Here is a 15,345-nt window from a genome sequence, read left to right on the forward strand (position 1 = left end):
TATTAAAAGCAAAAAAACTAACCGGGCATGTTATCACCATACAATATTCTTTGTCATTTAATCCCGGCCGTTATATTATTCAGATACCTAGCAAAATAGTCAGTAAACCACGCATCATCGCTAAATGTATCAATATAACCAGAAAGATCAAACACTTATTGAAGAACGCGTTAGAGAGTTTCGCGACCAGACCCAACGCTTTCTGAACGGGGACCTGGAAGCCGACCAATTCAGAGCACTACGCCTGATGAACGGTCTCTACGTGCAAACCCATGCACCGATGCTGAGGGTCGCAGTCCCTTACGGACTACTTTCCTCGAAACAATTGCGCAAGCTGGCATCGGTGGCCCGCGATTACGACCGCGGATACTGCCACTTCACAACCCGGCAGAACGTTCAATACAACTGGCCAGCCTTGGAACGGGTCCCAGACCTGCTCGCCGAATTGGCAACAGTGCAGATGCACGCCATTCAAACCAGCGGCAATTGCCTACGAAACACCACATCGGACCATTTGGCCGGCATTTGCAAAGACGAAATCGAAGACCCGCGGCCGTACTGCGAAATTATCAGACAGTGGACCACTCTGCACCCCGAATTTGCCTTCCTACCACGCAAGTTCAAAATCGCGGTCAGCGGCGCAACTCATGATAGAGCAGCAGTCCAATTGCATGATATCGGTGTCTACTTGGTCAAAAACGACGCAGGTGAAACCGGATTTCAAATTTTGGTAGGCGGCGGCCTGGGCCGAACCCCGATAATTGGCCAAACCATTCGCCCTTATCTGGAAAAGCAGCACCTGCTGTCCTATCTGGAAGCTATTTTACGGATATATAATCTGTTCGGCCGCCGTGATAACAAGTACAAAGCCAGGATCAAGATTCTGGTTAAGGAAACCGGCCTGGAAAAATTCAAGGCCATGGTCGAGCAGGAGTGGGAACGCATCCGCGACAGCATGTTACTGAGCGAGGAACGCATCGCCGAACTTAAAGCCCACTTCGCCCCGCCCGCTTACGAAACCATCGCAAGCCCCGACCCGAATTTTGCCAACACCCTTGCCGTTAACAGCGACTTCGCCAAATGGGCTAAATACAACACAGTCGAACACAAAATCAACGGCTACCAAGGCGTTTACATCTCTTTGAAAGCCCCCGAATCCCCGCCAGGCGACATTACCGCCGAACAACTGGAGGCCGTGGCCGATTTGGCTGACCAATACAGCTTCGGCGAAGTCCGAAGTAGCCATCGGCAAAACCTCGTGCTCGCCGACGTCAAACAAAGCGACTTATTTGCGCTCTGGCAAAAACTGGACGCACTCAAGCTGGCCACACCCAATATCGGCACAGTAACCGACATTATTTGCTGCCCCGGCCTGGACTTTTGTTCTCTGGCCAACGCCAGCTCGATCAGCGTTGCCAAAGAACTGAATTCCAAACTCGACGACATTGATTACATTCACGACATCGGCGACATCAAAATTAACATGTCCGGCTGCATGAACGGTTGCGCACACCAAAGCGTCGGCCATATCGGCATCCTCGGCGTCGACAAGCACGGCGAAGAGTGGTACCAAATCACACTCGGCGGCTCATCCGAAAACGAAGCCGCGATTGGCGAACGCCTGGGACCGGCAGTTGCCAAAAGCGATATCACCACGGCCGTTACCGACATCCTCGACGTTTATGTTCAGCAACGCTTAGAAGACGAAGCCTTCTTACAAACCGTAAAGCGCGTCGGCCTGGAGCCGTTTAGGGAAAGAGTTTATGCAAATCATTAAAGACCAACAGTTAATCAACAACACCTGGACTTTTATCGAAGACGCCGCCCCGCTTCCCAGCGGAGACATTACGGTCAGCCTGCAACGCTGGCTCAGCGAGAAAGCCCAGCTCCTTGAACGTAACAGCAAAGTTGGCATCCGGGTAGCTCCCGGCGAACAACTGGACGCTTTGAACTCGGACCTGGATAAAATCGATTTGATCGAACTGAACTTTCCGATCTTCGGCGACGGCCGCTTGTTTTCCGTGGCCCGCTTACTACGCAGCAGGGACGGGTACCAAGGCGAGCTCCGCGCGGTGGGTCAATACCTTCCCGACCAAGTATTCTACTTGTCCAGAGTCGGCATCAACGCCTTTGATTTAAGCAGCCAAAACGACGCGGATTTGGTTTTGGCGGCCATGAATCAATTTTCAGTGCGTTATCAATCGTCGACCAATTGAACTTCGCGCTCAGCTAACAAAAAGCCGCCTGACCTGAAACAAAAAACCCCGACTGGCGAAAGCCACTCGGGGTTTTATTTTGGCCAAAGACGCCGGAATCGCTACGATTCCGGCGAACGACTTTATCAAACCGAACGCTTAACGACGCATGATGCTAATGCCTTTCAGCAAGTTCAACGCCTCATGCAGAGGATAATCGCGCATATCAGCCTCGGACAAGTCCGCCCCGTCCCCATCTTTCTCCGGCGCATCTTTGGCGTCATCACCGTCTTCTTCATCAACCTTCTTCTCAGGTTTAGCATTACCGTTGGTCAAATGATGCGTTAAATCCGCTTCTTTGACGGTATCCAGCTTCGCTTTATCCATGGCCGCCAGCTTGACTCTGGCCAACGTCACATCCGGCTCGATACCTTCGGCCTGAATAGACCGACCTGAAGGCGTAAAATAACGCGCCGTAGTCAACTTGACCGCCGCACCGTTACTGGTCGGCAAAATGGTTTGCACCGAGCCTTTGCCGAACGACTTCTCACCCATGATGATGGCCCGCTTGTGGTCCTGCAATGCGCCGGCCACAATTTCGGATGCCGAAGCAGAACCGCCATTGATCAGCACCACGATAGGCGCACCGTTTATCACATCGCCTGAAGTGGCATTAAAACGCATTTCCGAATTTTTGATCCGCCCCTCGGTATAAACGATCAACCCGGAATCGATAAAGGCATCACTAACATCCACCGCCGCATTTAAAACGCCCCCCGGATTGTTGCGCAAATCCAGAACGATACCTTTCAGCGGGCCTTCGTTCTCCTTTTTCAACTCATCGATTGCATCCAATAAACCTTGACCAGTGCCGGACTGAAAACTACTGATCCGCAAATAACCGTAATTCTTTTCCAAAATCCTGTTCTTGACGCTTTTGACTTTGATAATGTCGCGAGTCAACGCGAACTTCAGCGGCGCCTCTTCCCCTTCGCGAATCACTGTCAGCACAATCTCGCTGCCTGGCTCGCCGCGCATGATTTTCACCGCATCGGCCAGCGTCATACCTTTCACCGGCTTATCGTCGAGACGAACGATCAAGTCTCCAGCTTTAATTCCGGCCCGTTGCGCCGGCGTATCGTCTATAGGAGAAACCACTTTAACGAAACCGTTTTCCATGCCGACTTCTATACCCAAACCACCGAATTGACCCGTGGTGCCTTCTTGCAGCTCCTTATACTCTTCGCTGGCAAGATACGCGGAATGCGGGTCCAAACCGGACAGCATGCCCCGAATTGCATCTTCCAAAAGTTTCTTGTCGGAAACGGGTTCTACATAATCCTGTTTGATGCGACCGAAAATCTCGGTGAAGGTCCGCAGCTCGTCAAACGGCAAGGCCTGCAGCTCATCGCTTTTCACCGAAGCCGGCGACTCTTTTTCGGCAAAGACGCTACCGCACAAACTAAGCGCCACGCCCAAAATAAATCCGACCAGCAAGATTAATATGTTTCTGTTTTTTAACATTTGAATTCGAACTCCAACAACCTGTTTCCTAAAAATAATTAACCTTTGCCCGGTTTACGGCACCATTGCTCCGGATCGACCGGCCGTCCGTTTTTTCGGATGCCAAAATACAAGGCGGCATCGGCTCTGCCACCGCTTCGACCTACCGAGGCCAAAACCTCGCCGGCCCTAACGTGATCGCCAACCCCTTTATGTAAACTTTGGCTGAACGCGTACAAGCTCATAAAGCCTCTACCGTGATCGACAATAATCATCAATCCGTAACCTCGCAGCCAATCAGCATAGACTACCTTGCCGCCCGTCACCGCACGCACGTCAGCCCCTTCCCTGGCACTGATAACGACGCCGTCCCAAGTGGTTTCGTAGCGCCGACTGCCAAACCGCTCCGTCACCGCCCCTTGCACCGGCCACGGCAATTGGCCGCGCAACTCTGCAAACGGCTGGCTTGCTGATGCGCCAACCGGAGGAGTAGCCGGCATTTGCTTGGAAAGTACCCGCGGTGGGCTCGTGCTTGGTTCGGACTTGTGCGGCTCAGGTGAAGACTCGTCCTCGGCATTATCATCAGTTTTCTGCAAAGACGCCACCAAGGACTGCAATTTTTTCTCGTCAGCCACCAAGCGCTGCAGTTGGTCGGCCTTGGCTGAATAATCACTTTCAATCCTGGCTAACAAGGCTTCGCGTTGACCCTTTAACGCCAGCATTGCATCCGACTCTTGCTGCTTCTTTACCAAAGCAGCTTGAAGCAATTGAGACTCGCTGTCCTTTTGCGCCTCCAACTGCCGAAGCTCATCGAAGGCCTCGCCAAACGCTTTGAGTTTTTCCACTCGCGCCTTACTGATATAGTCGAAGTAAATCGCCATTCGACTTGACACTGCCGGATCGCGTTGGTTCAGAATCACTTTCCAGCCCTCCTTATCGCCGCCCATGGCGTAGATCGCCTTGAGCAACCCTTCGAGTTCCTGCTGTTGTTCGTGCATACTGCGTTGCGCCGCAGCGCTCTTGCCGCGCACTTCCTGCAGCACTGACTCCTGTTGCCTGATTTCGGCTTTCAATGCACGCAGGCTATTTGCCAATTCGCCATATTGCATCTCCAGCTTTTGCAACTGCTCCACTGCCCGATTTTTTTCGGCTTGCAAGTCGCGAACGTCGCCACCGATCTGTTGAATTTTCGACTGGACGTCGGCCAAGGTTTTGTCGTTTGCGGGAGCGGCCGACAATGTCTGACTTACCCCCCCCAACCCGGCGAAAACCAGGCAACCGACTACCCTTGCCAGCGCCATCGGTGGGTATTTGGCAATTCTTATACTCCCGAGCCGACACGACAATTCGCTGTTTTTCGACCCTGAAAACCTGTTGGTAACGAGCGGCGCGCGGGGAAGCCGGTTTGCCATCGGATTAAGGACTCCAAGCACTAATGGTTATAAAATCAGATCTCGGCGACAGCCATTGCCGCACAATTACGCGGGCTCAATTCTCGGGTATTGAACAATAAGGCCTACTCTGTTAGATTTGCTGGCCTCGTATTGCTCGCTAAGTTGGCGGCTTGGCCGCTGCATATCTAAGCAAGGCATTATACCAGCACCACCAGCCGCCAAATCCGAAAAATGCCACAGGCCGCCTAGCGACCAATTTTGCCAAGCTATATCGTAATTAAATGGAAGATCAAGACGATAGTATTCAATATGACGACAGCGATATCAGCCGCGCCGCGCGCTGCCTGAAAGCCATGTCCCACCCTTTACGACTGAAAATCCTCTGCGTATTGGGCAGCAACTCGATCAGCGTTCAAGACATTGTGGAACAGGTCGGAACCAGTCAGAGCAATATTTCGCAACATTTGGCGATATTGCGGGACAAAGGCATTCTTGATTATAAAAAGGAAGCCAACCGCGTTTATTACTTTATCGACGACGAACGCGTTATTCATCTGATTCAAATGATGCGCAGCATTTTTTGCGGCGCTTAAACAGCAATAACCAACAATATGAATGCACCAATAGAACAATATATCGAATTCGCCACCAACCATTATTTACTGGTATTTGCACTGGTCTGCGTCATTTTCTTGCTAATTCAGGATTTGCTTGCCAATTCTTTTAATAAGTACGAAAACATTTCGCCGCTAATTGCCGTCACCAAAATGAACAGTGACGACGTCGTCGTTCTGGACGTCAGGGAATTACACGAATTCAGCAAAAGCCACATCGAAAATGCTTTGAATATTCCGCTAGGCAAAATCGATGAACAACTCACGGCCCTGGAGAAACACAAAAAGCATCCGCTGATCGTGACTTGCCAAACCGGGGCTCGCTCGGCCGCTGCCTGCAAAACCCTGACTAAGTCAGGATTCGAACAGGTCTATAACATGATTGGCGGCATGCAATCATGGGAAGACAACAAACTGCCGATCAAACTGGGCAAAATCAAAGATTAACCAACCAACCCCAAACCACGACCATGGCCGAAAACAACGCATCCAGCGAAAAACAATTCATCATTCAAAAGATCTATACCAAAGACATTTCTTTTGAAACCCCAAATTCACCCAAAATCTTTACCCAAAAATGGGAGCCGGCGCTGGATCTGAACCTCGGCACCAATGTGTTACCGATCGAAAATTCGATGTTCGAAGTCTCGCTCACACTGACCGTAACCGTCAAAGTCGGCGAAAGCACCGCTTATCTGGTAGAAGTCAACCAGTCCGGAGTATTTCTGATCGCAGGCTTTAACGAACAGGAAATGGGGCCAATGCTGGGTAGCTTTTGCCCGAACATCCTGTTCCCCTACGCCCGCGAGGTCATTTCCGACCTAGTCAGCAAAGGCGGATTCCCGCAACTGGTCCTGGCTCCGGTTAATTTCGACGCCCTGTACATGCAACATTTACAACAGGCACAACAAGCTCCGCAAAACGCCGAAGCCAAAACTTTAAACTAAGACAGGATGCCGCCATCAATCAGCATCCTGGGTGCCGGATCATGGGGGACCGCCCTGGCTATCCAAGCAGCCAGAAATGGCTGCACCACCTCGCTATGGGGACATAATCCGCAACATATCGCTGCGCTGCAACAAGCCGGCGAAAACAGCCGCTACCTGCCCGGCGCCCAGTTGCCTGCCAATCTCGAGCTCACCGCCGACATCAGCAAAGCCGTAAGTTACAGCCAGGTACTTTTGATTTCGGTTCCCAGCCATGCCTTCCGGGATACTTTGATTCGCATCAAACCCTTTTTGGCGGAAAAACCTATGGTCGCTTGGGCCACCAAAGGCTTCGACGGGCTTGATGGCGCCCTGTTAAGCCAAGTCGTCGCCGAAACGCTGGGCGAAGATATCGAAACCGCCGCGCTGTCCGGGCCGACTTTCGCCGCCGAAGTCGCGGCAGACTTGCCCACAGCAGTGACCGTCGCCTCGACATCCGATGCCTTTTCGTCCCGACTCAGCGCCATGCTGCACAATCAACGCTTTCGAGTCTACACCAGCCACGACATTATTGGCGTCCAGGTCGGCGGCGCCTGCAAGAACGTATTAGCCATCGCCGCCGGAATCGCTGACGGCTTGGGTTTCGGCGCCAACACACGCGCAGCTTTAATCACCCGCGGCCTGACCGAAATCATGCGCCTTGGCATCCGTCTGGGCGGCCAAGCCGACACGTTTATGGGCTTGGCCGGCCTCGGCGACTTGATCCTGACCTGCACCGACGATCAATCCCGCAATCGCCGCTTCGGCCTGGCCCTTGGACGCGGCCAGGATCAGGCTCAAGCGTTGAAACAAATCAACCAGGAAGTGGAAGGCATCTCCGCTGCCCGCGAAACCTTCGGGTTATCGCAAAAATACGGCGTCGAAATGCCCATCACCTCACAGGTTTACAAAGTACTCTTCGAGAACCTCCAACCCAAACAAGCCGTAGACAACTTGTTAAACCGGGATCAAAAACCCGAACAAGCCTGAATTCGCCCCGCCCCCATTCAAAGAGCAATCCGCCCTAAAAACCACGCCCTAACAAGCGCGAGTTTTTTCGGCGCCCTGAGTTCCTGCAAGCGCCGCTTCTCCCGTTTTGAACAAAATAACCTTATAAATTTGAGCATTAGCGTTCGTTAATTGCGATTTACATCAAAAATCGACATTAACTTTTTGATACCAATCAGTTTTACCCCCTCCCTCACCACCCATTCAAACCCAACCCCCAACCAGACCTAAGTCATTGTAGAAAAAGAAAGAATTTAATCTAGCTGCCTCTTGACTAAGCCCATTTTGAAAACTATAGTGGTACAAAAGTGATGTAAAGTGGGCATAAATGGATTTTTTTGGCTTTTTGAGGGTTTGATTTGTTTCGAGGCATAAGTTCAATCAGTTTGGATGCGAAAGGGCGCGTTGCGATTCCTACCCGCTATCGGGAGGAGTTACAGGAGTGCTGCGACCGCCAACTGGTTGTCACCGTTGCAGTCGACGATAAATGCGTTGGCGAACCGGGCTGCCTCTGGCTCTACCCTTTACCCGAATGGGAAAAGCTGGAGCAAACCATCAGCCGCTTACCGACCTTGAACAAAATGGCCGGCAAGTTGCGGCGTTTTGTCATAGGCAACGCTTCGGAGTGCGAAATGGACGCCCAGGGCCGCCTGCTGTTGCCGGAAAAATTGCGCGAGTTCGCCGGCCTGGAAAAGCATATTGTGCTGGTCGGCCAACTGAACAAGTTCGAAGTCTGGAACGAAGACGCCTGGAAGGCCAAAGAACAGGAATGGATGGACGGTAACGACAGCGAGGGCCTTGAAGAACTTGGCTCTTTGTCGTTTTGACGGAGATGCCGGCACACCAAACCGTTTTATACGCGGAAGCGCTCCAGCAACTCGCGATAAAACCGGACGGCCTCTATCTGGATTGCACTTTCGGTCGGGGCGGCCATAGTCGTGGCATTTTGGCCGAGCTGAGCGAATCGGGCCGGTTGTTGGCACTGGATAGAGACGCGGATGCGATTGGCAGTCAAGAGGCAGAGAGTTTACGTCAGGACCCCAGATTCGAATTACGCCATGCCAGTTTTGCCGAATTGGCGGAAGTAACGAGACGTAACGGATACGCCGGCAAGATCGACGGCATATTGATGGACTTGGGCGTATCGTCGCCGCAACTGGATATTGCCGAACGCGGCTTCAGTTTTTTACGCGACGGACCGCTGGATATGCGTATGGACACCGGACGCGGACTGTCGGCTACCGAGTACCTGGCTAGCGTTGACGAACCGGAATTGGTCCGGATTTTATTCGAATACGGCGAAGAACGGTTTGCCAAGCGCATCGCCCGGGCGATCGTCGGCCAGCGCCTACAGGCCCCGGTCACGACCACTCTGGAACTGGCGAGATTGATTGAACAAAGCGTGCCGTTTCGCGACAAGCACAAACATCCTGCCACACGCAGCTTTCAGGCGATCAGGATCGAAATCAATCAGGAGCTGGAACAGATCAAGGCAGGTTTGCAGCAAGCGCTGGAGGTACTGGCGCCGGGCGGACGGCTGGTAGTGATTTCGTTTCACTCTTTGGAAGACAGGATCGTCAAGCGGTTTATTCGGGACCAATCGGGGGCGAAAACCGATCCCGGCAGATTGCCGGTCAGAGAACGGGACATAGAACAAGGGCAATTACGCAAAATCGGTAAATCGATACGCGCCCAAGCGCAGGAATTGCGCGATAACCCCAGAGCGCGTAGCGCGGTAATGCGAGTCGCGGAGAAGCGTTGATGATATTTGCTCGAAACATCCTGCTGACAATACTGGTAGCGGTGTTGCTTATATCCGGCATCGCGGTGATTTACAGCAAATACCAATCGCGGCTGCTGTTTATCGAGATCCAAAAAAAGGAAAAGGAACTCGACGATTACGAAGTCGAATGGGGACGGTTACAGCTCGAATTGACGACGCTGACCGAAGAAAACCGAGTTGAAGTCGAGGCCAGGTCGCGATTGATGCTGACTTTGCCGCCGCAGGACAAAATAATTTACATCAAGCCGTAATGCGAATTTTTACCGGTTCTGCCCCAGCACCGCGCCTTAATACCGATTTTCCGATACGGCGAAAACTGCTGTTGTCGACAATGATGCTGGCGATGACTGCCTTGGTTGGCCGCGCGGTTTATCTGCAAATCCTTGACAAGGATTTTTTACAGGATAAAGGCGACATGCAACACATCGGCGTCGTGTCGGTGTCGGCATACCGCGGCCAGATCAAGGACCGTAACGGCGAACCGTTGGCAATCAGTACCCCGGTGCAATCGATCTGGGTCAATCCACGGCAATTGAAAGACAGCGAACAGGACAAACTGACACCGATGGCGAGAATTCTCGGTTTCCCGGAAAAAGAGCTGCGCTCGCTGCTGAAAAAAGAAAAAGACGCCAACAAGCGCTTCGTCTATTTGCGCCGGCAGATCAATCCGGATATCGCCGAAAAAGTTAAAGATCTGGAAATCACCGGTGTCTATTTCGAGCGCGAATTCAAGCGGTATTACCCTGCCGGGGCAGTCTCCGGCCATTTGCTGGGCTTTACCAATATCGACGATATCGGCCAGGAAGGCATCGAACACGGTTACGAACATATATTGCGCGGCCAACCGGGCAAAAAACGGGTGATCAAAGACGGCAAAGGCCAGATCATCAAAGACGTAGAAAACATCGAAGCAGCGGTGCCGGGCCGCGACCTGATTCTGACGATAGACGAGCGCTTGCAATACCTGGCTTACCGGGAATTACAAAACGCAGTAATCCAGAACAAGGCGCATTCGGCTTCGCTGGTGGTATTGGATGCCAAAAACGGCGACGTATTGGCCAGCGTCAGCCAGCCGGCGTTCAACCCGAACAACCGGAAAGAACTGAGCAGCAACCGTTACCGCAACCGGGCCATCGTCGACAGTTTCGAACCCGGCTCGACCGTAAAGCCGTTCGTGATCGCGGCGGCGCTGGACGGCGGCTATATCCATCCGAATGTGATGATCGAGACCCACGGCGTTTACCACCTGGGCCGCAACGTGGTCAAAGACGTGCATAACTACGGCACGATGGATTTGACCCACGTGTTGCAAAAATCCAGCAACATCGCGGTGACCCAGATCGCGATGACCATGCCGCCGGAGTATTTCTGGGGGGTTTACAACAAACTGGGCTTCGGCACCTCGGCCGGCGTCGGCTTCCCCGGCGAGGCCAGCGGCTCGTTGCTCGACTATCAAGGCTGGCACGAATTCGACCAAGCGATTTTATCGTTCGGTTACGGGGTATCCACCTCGATTTTACAACTGGCCAGGGCCTATACCGCCTTGGCCGACGACGGCATCATTCATTCGGTGACCCTATTGAAGCGCGACGAAGATCCGGACGCACAACGGGTGTTTAAGCCGGAAACAGCCAGAAAAGTCCGGGAAATGCTGGAGCACGTGATCAGCAAGGAAGGCACGGCGTATCAAGCCAGAGTCGAAGGTTACCGGGTGGCCGGCAAAACCGGCACCGTGAAAAAAGCCACCGCCGGCGGTTACGCCGACGACAAATATTTATCGGTATTCGTCGGCATGGCGCCGGCCAGTAACCCGCGATTTATTATCGCGATCGTGGTCGACGAGCCGACCAGCGGCCAATATTACGGCGGTTTGGTTGCCGCACCGGCCTTCTCGCGGGTCATGGCCGGAGCATTACGAGTTTACGGCGTCGAGCCGGACGGCATGGAAAACATGCACTTACTGTTGAGCAAACGATGAAGCTGAGCGAATTGCTGAACGGACTAACTGATATAGCTACGGACGCGGAGATAACCGGCTTGAGCCTGGATAGCCGTTGCACGCGCGCAGGCGACGTATTCATCGCTTTGAACGGCTCGCGGCAACACGGCTTGGCTCATGCCGCGCAGGCCGTCAGCCGCGGCGCCAAAGCCGTGGTATTCGAACCGCAGCAGAGTGCGTCCCACTTACAGACGCCGCTCGCTGCGCCGCTGTTTGCCGTTGCCGGATTGGCGGACCGCCTGGGCGAGATCGCCGCCCGGTTTTACGGCCGGCCTTCGGCGCAGCTGGATGTGATCGGCGTCACCGGCACCAACGGCAAAACCACCTGCAGCCAACTGCTCGCGCAGGCGCTGCCCGATTGCGGCGTGATCGGCACGCTGGGTTGGGGCGAATTCGGCAAGTTACAGCCGACCGCAAACACAACCCCGGATGCGCTGGACGTGCAACGGATCTTGTCCGAATTGGCGGCCCAAGGCAAACGCGCAGTCGCCATGGAAGTGTCCTCGCATGGATTGCAGCAAGGCCGGGTCAATGCCGTGCAATTCAAGGGCGCGGTATTCACCAATTTGAGCCGGGACCATCTGGATTATCACGGCGATATGCAGAGCTATCTGCAAGCCAAGCTGGCCTTGTTCAAGACGCCGGGCTTGAAATTTGCCGCTATCAATTTGGATGACGCCAGCAGCGCACAGGTATTGGACAGTATCGGCCGGGGTGTCCAGGTGTGGACCTTCAGCGCCAGCGGGCGAACGCTTCCGGACTGCGAATGCGTGACGGCCGAAAATGCAAAATTTAGCGCCGCCGGCATCGAATTCGACGCGGTTTGGCGCGGTAAACGGCTAACCGCCACCAGCGGCATTGTCGGCAGTTTCAATCTGGAAAATTTGCTGGCGGTGCTGTGCGTATTGCTGGCCCAGGGCATTGGTTTCGAAACCGCCGTAGCACGGTTGACCTCACTAACTGCCATTGCCGGCCGCATGGAAAAATTCGGCGGCCACGGCAAACCGACCGTGTTCGTGGACTATGCCCACAGCCCGGATGCCTTGGAAAAAGTTTTGAAAGCCATCAAAGGCAACAGCCGGTTGCAACTGGTGTTCGGCTGCGGCGGCGACCGCGACAAAGGCAAACGCCCGGAAATGGGCCGGATTGCCGAGACCTGGGCGGATCAGGTCATCGTCACCGACGACAATCCGCGAAGCGAAGCTCCGGCCGCCATCGTCGCCGACATTTTGGCGGGCTGCCGTAGCGATAAAGTAACCGTTATTAACGACAGGGCCACGGCCATCAACACAGCCATACAACAAGCAGCTCCCGACGATTGCGTACTGATCGCCGGCAAGGGCCACGAAGATTACCAGGAAATCGCCGGCGTAAAATGGCCGTTCAGCGATAGCGCGCTGGTGGAAAAAACCTTGGCGGAGTGGCGCAAACCATGAAGATGCTGCTCAGCGAAATCGCCCGAGCCGTCAACGGCACTCTGACCGGAACCGACCACAGCGTCGAGTCGGTCAGCATCGACACCCGCACGCTCAAACCCGGCGAACTTTACCTGGCCTTGGAAGGCAAGAATTTCGACGGCCACGATTTTATCGAGCAAGCGCAACAGGCCGGCGCCGCGGCGCTGCTGGTAGAACACGCCTGCGCATCCGCTCTACCGCAAATCGTGGTCGACAATAGTCACTTGGCGCTGGCCGAATTGGCCGGCTACTGGCGGCGGCAATTGCCGGTCAAAGTTGCCGGCGTCACCGGCAGCAACGGCAAAACCACGGTCAAAGAAATGATCGCGGCGATTTTCGCTACCCAAGGCCCCACCTTATCGACTCAAGGCAATTTGAACAACGACATCGGCGTCCCGCTAACTTTGCTGAAACTCGATGCCGGCCACCGCTATGCCGTGATTGAGATGGGCGCCAACCACATCGGCGAAATCGCCTATACCAGCCGTTATGCCCAAGCCGACGTCAGCGTGATCAATAACGTCGGTGCGGCGCATATCGAGGGTTTCGGCGACCTGAACGGCGTGGCCAAAACCAAGGGCGAGATCATAGAAAGCCTGAACCCGGATAGCGTCGCGGTGTTGAACCGAGACGACGCCTTCTACGACTTCTGGCTCACCCTGGCCGGCCCGCGCAAATCGGTTAGTTTCGGCTTCCATCCTGCTGCCGACGTCCGCGCCGAGCAAATCGAAACCGGCCTTGATGCCGACGGCTTCGCCACCCGCTTTCAGTTGCAAGCCGGCGGCGAAAGTATCGCTATCCGCTTGAATCTGGCCGGCGCCCACAACGTCAAAAACGCGTTGGCAGCGGCGACGGTTGCGCGGCAATTCGACATCGCGCTCGACGCGATCAAAGCCGGTCTGGAAGGCTTGCGGCCGGTAGTCGGCCGGATGCAGCCGTTACGCGGCCGCCGCAACAACATCGTGGTCGACGACACCTACAACGCCAATCCGAGTTCGTTGCGCGCCGCTTTGGAAGCTATCGACGGCTGCAGCCGGACCGAGTTATGGGTTGCGCTAGGCGCGTTCGGCGAATTAGGCCCGGACAGCCCGGCGATACACCGGGAAATGGGTGAATTGGTCAAAGCCATGGGCGCCAAGCGCCTGTTCGCCACCGGCGAATTGGCCCGCCACAGCGTCGCCGGCTTCGGCGCCGGCGCCCGTTATTACGACACGCAGGAACAATTGATTGCAGACCTGACCGCGGAACTGAGCGGCGGGGAAACTTTACTGGTTAAAGGCTCGCGCGCCCAAAAAATGGAAAACGTGGTGGCGGCGCTGGTCGACAATTTTAGAGCGGCATAATGTTACTTTTACTCGCAGACTTTTTAAGCAGTATCGACAGCGGCTTCCGGGTCTTACACTACCTGACCTTCCGCGCCATCCTGGGCGTGTTGACCGCTTTGGCGATTTCGCTGCTGAGCGGCCCGATGGTGATCGAAAAGCTGACCCGCAGAAAAATCGGCCAAAGCGTGCGCGACGACGGTCCGCAAAGCCATTTCTCCAAATCGGGCACCCCGACCATGGGCGGGGCGATGATCCTGTTCGCGGTGGCGATCAGCACCCTGCTCTGCGCCGATCTGAGCAATCGTTACATCTGGGTGGTTTTGTTGGTGACGCTGGCACACGGCGTCATCGGTTTTATCGACGATTACAAGAAAGTGCTGCTCGGCAACAGCGTCGGCCTGTCGGCCAAAGCCAAATATTTCTGGCAGTCGGTGGTCGCACTGGGTGCCGGCATCTACTTGTACAGCACCGCTCAAGTCGCTGCCGAAACCCAATTCATCGTGCCGTTTTTCAAGAACGTGACGCTGGACATGGGCTGGATGTACATCGTGTTGACCTATTTCGTCATCGTCGGCTCCAGTAACGCGGTGAACTTGACCGACGGCCTCGACGGCCTGGCGATCATGCCTACCGTGATGATCGCGGCCGCATTGGCGATCTTCGCCTATCTGTCCGGCCACGCCAATTTCGCCCAATACCTGCAAATACCGCATATCCCCAAATCCGGCGAATTGGTGGTTTTCTGCGCCGCGCTAATTGGCTCCGGCCTCGGCTTTCTCTGGTTCAACGCCTATCCGGCCATGGTATTCATGGGCGATGTCGGCGCGTTGGCATTGGGCGCCGCGCTGGGCATCGTCGCCGTGCTGGTCCGCCAGGAAATCGTTTTGGTGATTATGGGCGGCATTTTTGTAGTCGAAACCATTTCGGTGATCATTCAGGTCGCCTCCTATAAAACCCGCAAAAAACGGGTATTTCTGATGGCCCCGATTCACCATCATTACGAATTGAAAGGCTGGCCCGAGCCGCGCATTATCGTCCGCTTCTGGATCGTTTCGGTCATTTTGGTCCTGATCGGCCTGGCGACATTGAAACTGAGATAGCC

Annotated in this window: 15 protein-coding genes; 13 read left to right on the plus strand and 2 right to left on the minus strand. The window is 54.4% G+C overall.

Annotated features, from left to right (window positions below; all coding sequences use genetic code 11):
• The first annotated feature begins 124 nt into the window (after positions 1-124).
• Together PL263_RS13080 and PL263_RS13085 are read left to right on the plus strand one after the other, a co-directional pair.
• Positions 125-1,777 carry a nitrite/sulfite reductase gene (locus PL263_RS13080; protein WP_278209783.1) on the plus strand — a complete coding sequence of 551 codons (1,653 nt, stop codon included), beginning with the start codon at positions 125-127 and terminating at the stop codon, positions 1,775-1,777.
• A complete protein-coding gene (locus PL263_RS13085) occupies positions 1,764-2,216 on the plus strand; it encodes a DUF934 domain-containing protein (RefSeq protein ID WP_140914065.1) in 453 nt (150 codons plus the stop codon). The genes PL263_RS13080 and PL263_RS13085 overlap by 14 nt, the downstream gene beginning before the upstream one ends.
• Positions 2,217-2,354: 138 nt before the next feature.
• Here the strand turns inward: PL263_RS13085 and PL263_RS13090 are convergent, their stop codons facing one another.
• Entirely contained in the window at positions 2,355-3,719 is a 1,365-nt protein-coding gene (locus PL263_RS13090) for a S41 family peptidase (RefSeq protein ID WP_140914066.1), read from the minus strand.
• A gap of 38 nt (positions 3,720-3,757) precedes the next feature.
• Positions 3,758-4,855 (minus strand): peptidoglycan DD-metalloendopeptidase family protein, encoded by a 1,098-nt coding sequence (locus tag PL263_RS13095; RefSeq protein WP_278209785.1) that lies wholly within the window; start codon positions 4,853-4,855, stop codon positions 3,758-3,760.
• 518 nt (positions 4,856-5,373) lie between these two features.
• Here PL263_RS13095 and PL263_RS13100 point away from each other — a divergent pair.
• The 11 genes from PL263_RS13100 (at position 5,374) to mraY (ending at position 15,343) form a co-directional block, all read left to right on the plus strand.
• Entirely contained in the window at positions 5,374-5,685 is a 312-nt protein-coding gene (locus tag PL263_RS13100) for a metalloregulator ArsR/SmtB family transcription factor (RefSeq protein WP_140914068.1), read from the plus strand.
• Positions 5,686-5,703: 18 nt separating this feature from the next.
• Positions 5,704-6,153 (plus strand): rhodanese-like domain-containing protein, encoded by a 450-nt coding sequence (locus tag PL263_RS13105; protein ID WP_313901423.1) that lies wholly within the window; start codon positions 5,704-5,706, stop codon positions 6,151-6,153.
• Positions 6,154-6,176: 23 nt separating this feature from the next.
• Positions 6,177-6,653 (plus strand): protein-export chaperone SecB, encoded by a 477-nt coding sequence (gene secB, locus PL263_RS13110; RefSeq protein WP_140914069.1) that lies wholly within the window; start codon positions 6,177-6,179, stop codon positions 6,651-6,653.
• Between the two features lie 6 nt (positions 6,654-6,659).
• On the plus strand, positions 6,660-7,661 hold the full coding sequence (locus PL263_RS13115) for an NAD(P)H-dependent glycerol-3-phosphate dehydrogenase (protein ID WP_140914070.1): 1,002 nt from the start codon (positions 6,660-6,662) through the stop codon (positions 7,659-7,661).
• Positions 7,662-8,038: 377 nt separating this feature from the next.
• Positions 8,039-8,506 (plus strand): division/cell wall cluster transcriptional repressor MraZ, encoded by a 468-nt coding sequence (mraZ, locus tag PL263_RS13120; protein ID WP_140914071.1) that lies wholly within the window; start codon positions 8,039-8,041, stop codon positions 8,504-8,506.
• Positions 8,507-8,511: 5 nt separating this feature from the next.
• The gene (gene rsmH / locus PL263_RS13125; RefSeq protein WP_278209786.1) at positions 8,512-9,441 is read left to right on the plus strand and encodes a 16S rRNA (cytosine(1402)-N(4))-methyltransferase RsmH; all 930 of its coding nucleotides are present in this window, start codon (positions 8,512-8,514) and stop codon (positions 9,439-9,441) included.
• The gene (gene ftsL, locus PL263_RS13130; protein ID WP_140914073.1) at positions 9,441-9,713 is read left to right on the plus strand and encodes a cell division protein FtsL; all 273 of its coding nucleotides are present in this window, start codon (positions 9,441-9,443) and stop codon (positions 9,711-9,713) included. Before rsmH ends, ftsL begins: the two co-directional genes overlap by 1 nt.
• Complete coding sequence (locus PL263_RS13135) at positions 9,713-11,440, plus strand: penicillin-binding protein 2 (protein ID WP_278209787.1); 1,728 nt, start codon at positions 9,713-9,715, stop codon at positions 11,438-11,440. Before ftsL ends, PL263_RS13135 begins: the two co-directional genes overlap by 1 nt.
• Positions 11,437-12,897 (plus strand): UDP-N-acetylmuramoyl-L-alanyl-D-glutamate--2,6-diaminopimelate ligase, encoded by a 1,461-nt coding sequence (locus tag PL263_RS13140; RefSeq protein ID WP_278209788.1) that lies wholly within the window; start codon positions 11,437-11,439, stop codon positions 12,895-12,897. Before PL263_RS13135 ends, PL263_RS13140 begins: the two co-directional genes overlap by 4 nt.
• The gene (gene murF, locus PL263_RS13145) at positions 12,894-14,261 is read left to right on the plus strand and encodes a UDP-N-acetylmuramoyl-tripeptide--D-alanyl-D-alanine ligase (protein WP_278209789.1); all 1,368 of its coding nucleotides are present in this window, start codon (positions 12,894-12,896) and stop codon (positions 14,259-14,261) included. The genes PL263_RS13140 and murF overlap by 4 nt, the downstream gene beginning before the upstream one ends.
• A complete protein-coding gene (gene mraY, locus PL263_RS13150) occupies positions 14,261-15,343 on the plus strand; it encodes a phospho-N-acetylmuramoyl-pentapeptide-transferase (protein ID WP_140914077.1) in 1,083 nt (360 codons plus the stop codon). Before murF ends, mraY begins: the two co-directional genes overlap by 1 nt.
• The last annotated feature ends 2 nt before the right edge of the window (positions 15,344-15,345 follow it).

It is taken from the genome of Methylomonas sp. EFPC3, from assembly GCF_029643245.1.
Taxonomy (GTDB): domain Bacteria; phylum Pseudomonadota; class Gammaproteobacteria; order Methylococcales; family Methylomonadaceae; genus Methylomonas; species Methylomonas koyamae_B.

Excerpts from the sequence above, each read along its gene's own strand:
- PL263_RS13100 (WP_140914068.1), top strand. The coding sequence starts at position 5,374 with ATGGAAGATCAAGACGATAGTATTCAATATGACGACAGCGATATCAGC.
- PL263_RS13115 (WP_140914070.1), top strand. The coding sequence starts at position 6,660 with ATGCCGCCATCAATCAGCATCCTGGGTGCCGGATCATGGGGGACCGCC.
- PL263_RS13080 (WP_278209783.1), top strand. The coding sequence starts at position 125 with ATGTATCAATATAACCAGAAAGATCAAACACTTATTGAAGAACGCGTT.
- ftsL (WP_140914073.1), top strand. The coding sequence starts at position 9,441 with ATGATATTTGCTCGAAACATCCTGCTGACAATACTGGTAGCGGTGTTG.
- PL263_RS13105 (WP_313901423.1), top strand. The coding sequence starts at position 5,704 with ATGAATGCACCAATAGAACAATATATCGAATTCGCCACCAACCATTAT.
- PL263_RS13090 (WP_140914066.1), bottom strand. The coding sequence starts at position 3,719 with ATGTTAAAAAACAGAAACATATTAATCTTGCTGGTCGGATTTATTTTG.
- PL263_RS13085 (WP_140914065.1), top strand. The coding sequence starts at position 1,764 with ATGCAAATCATTAAAGACCAACAGTTAATCAACAACACCTGGACTTTT.
- PL263_RS13135 (WP_278209787.1), top strand. The coding sequence starts at position 9,713 with ATGCGAATTTTTACCGGTTCTGCCCCAGCACCGCGCCTTAATACCGAT.
- murF (WP_278209789.1), top strand. The coding sequence starts at position 12,894 with ATGAAGATGCTGCTCAGCGAAATCGCCCGAGCCGTCAACGGCACTCTG.
- mraY (WP_140914077.1), top strand. The coding sequence starts at position 14,261 with ATGTTACTTTTACTCGCAGACTTTTTAAGCAGTATCGACAGCGGCTTC.
- PL263_RS13140 (WP_278209788.1), top strand. The coding sequence starts at position 11,437 with ATGAAGCTGAGCGAATTGCTGAACGGACTAACTGATATAGCTACGGAC.
- secB (WP_140914069.1), top strand. The coding sequence starts at position 6,177 with ATGGCCGAAAACAACGCATCCAGCGAAAAACAATTCATCATTCAAAAG.
- rsmH (WP_278209786.1), top strand. The coding sequence starts at position 8,512 with ATGCCGGCACACCAAACCGTTTTATACGCGGAAGCGCTCCAGCAACTC.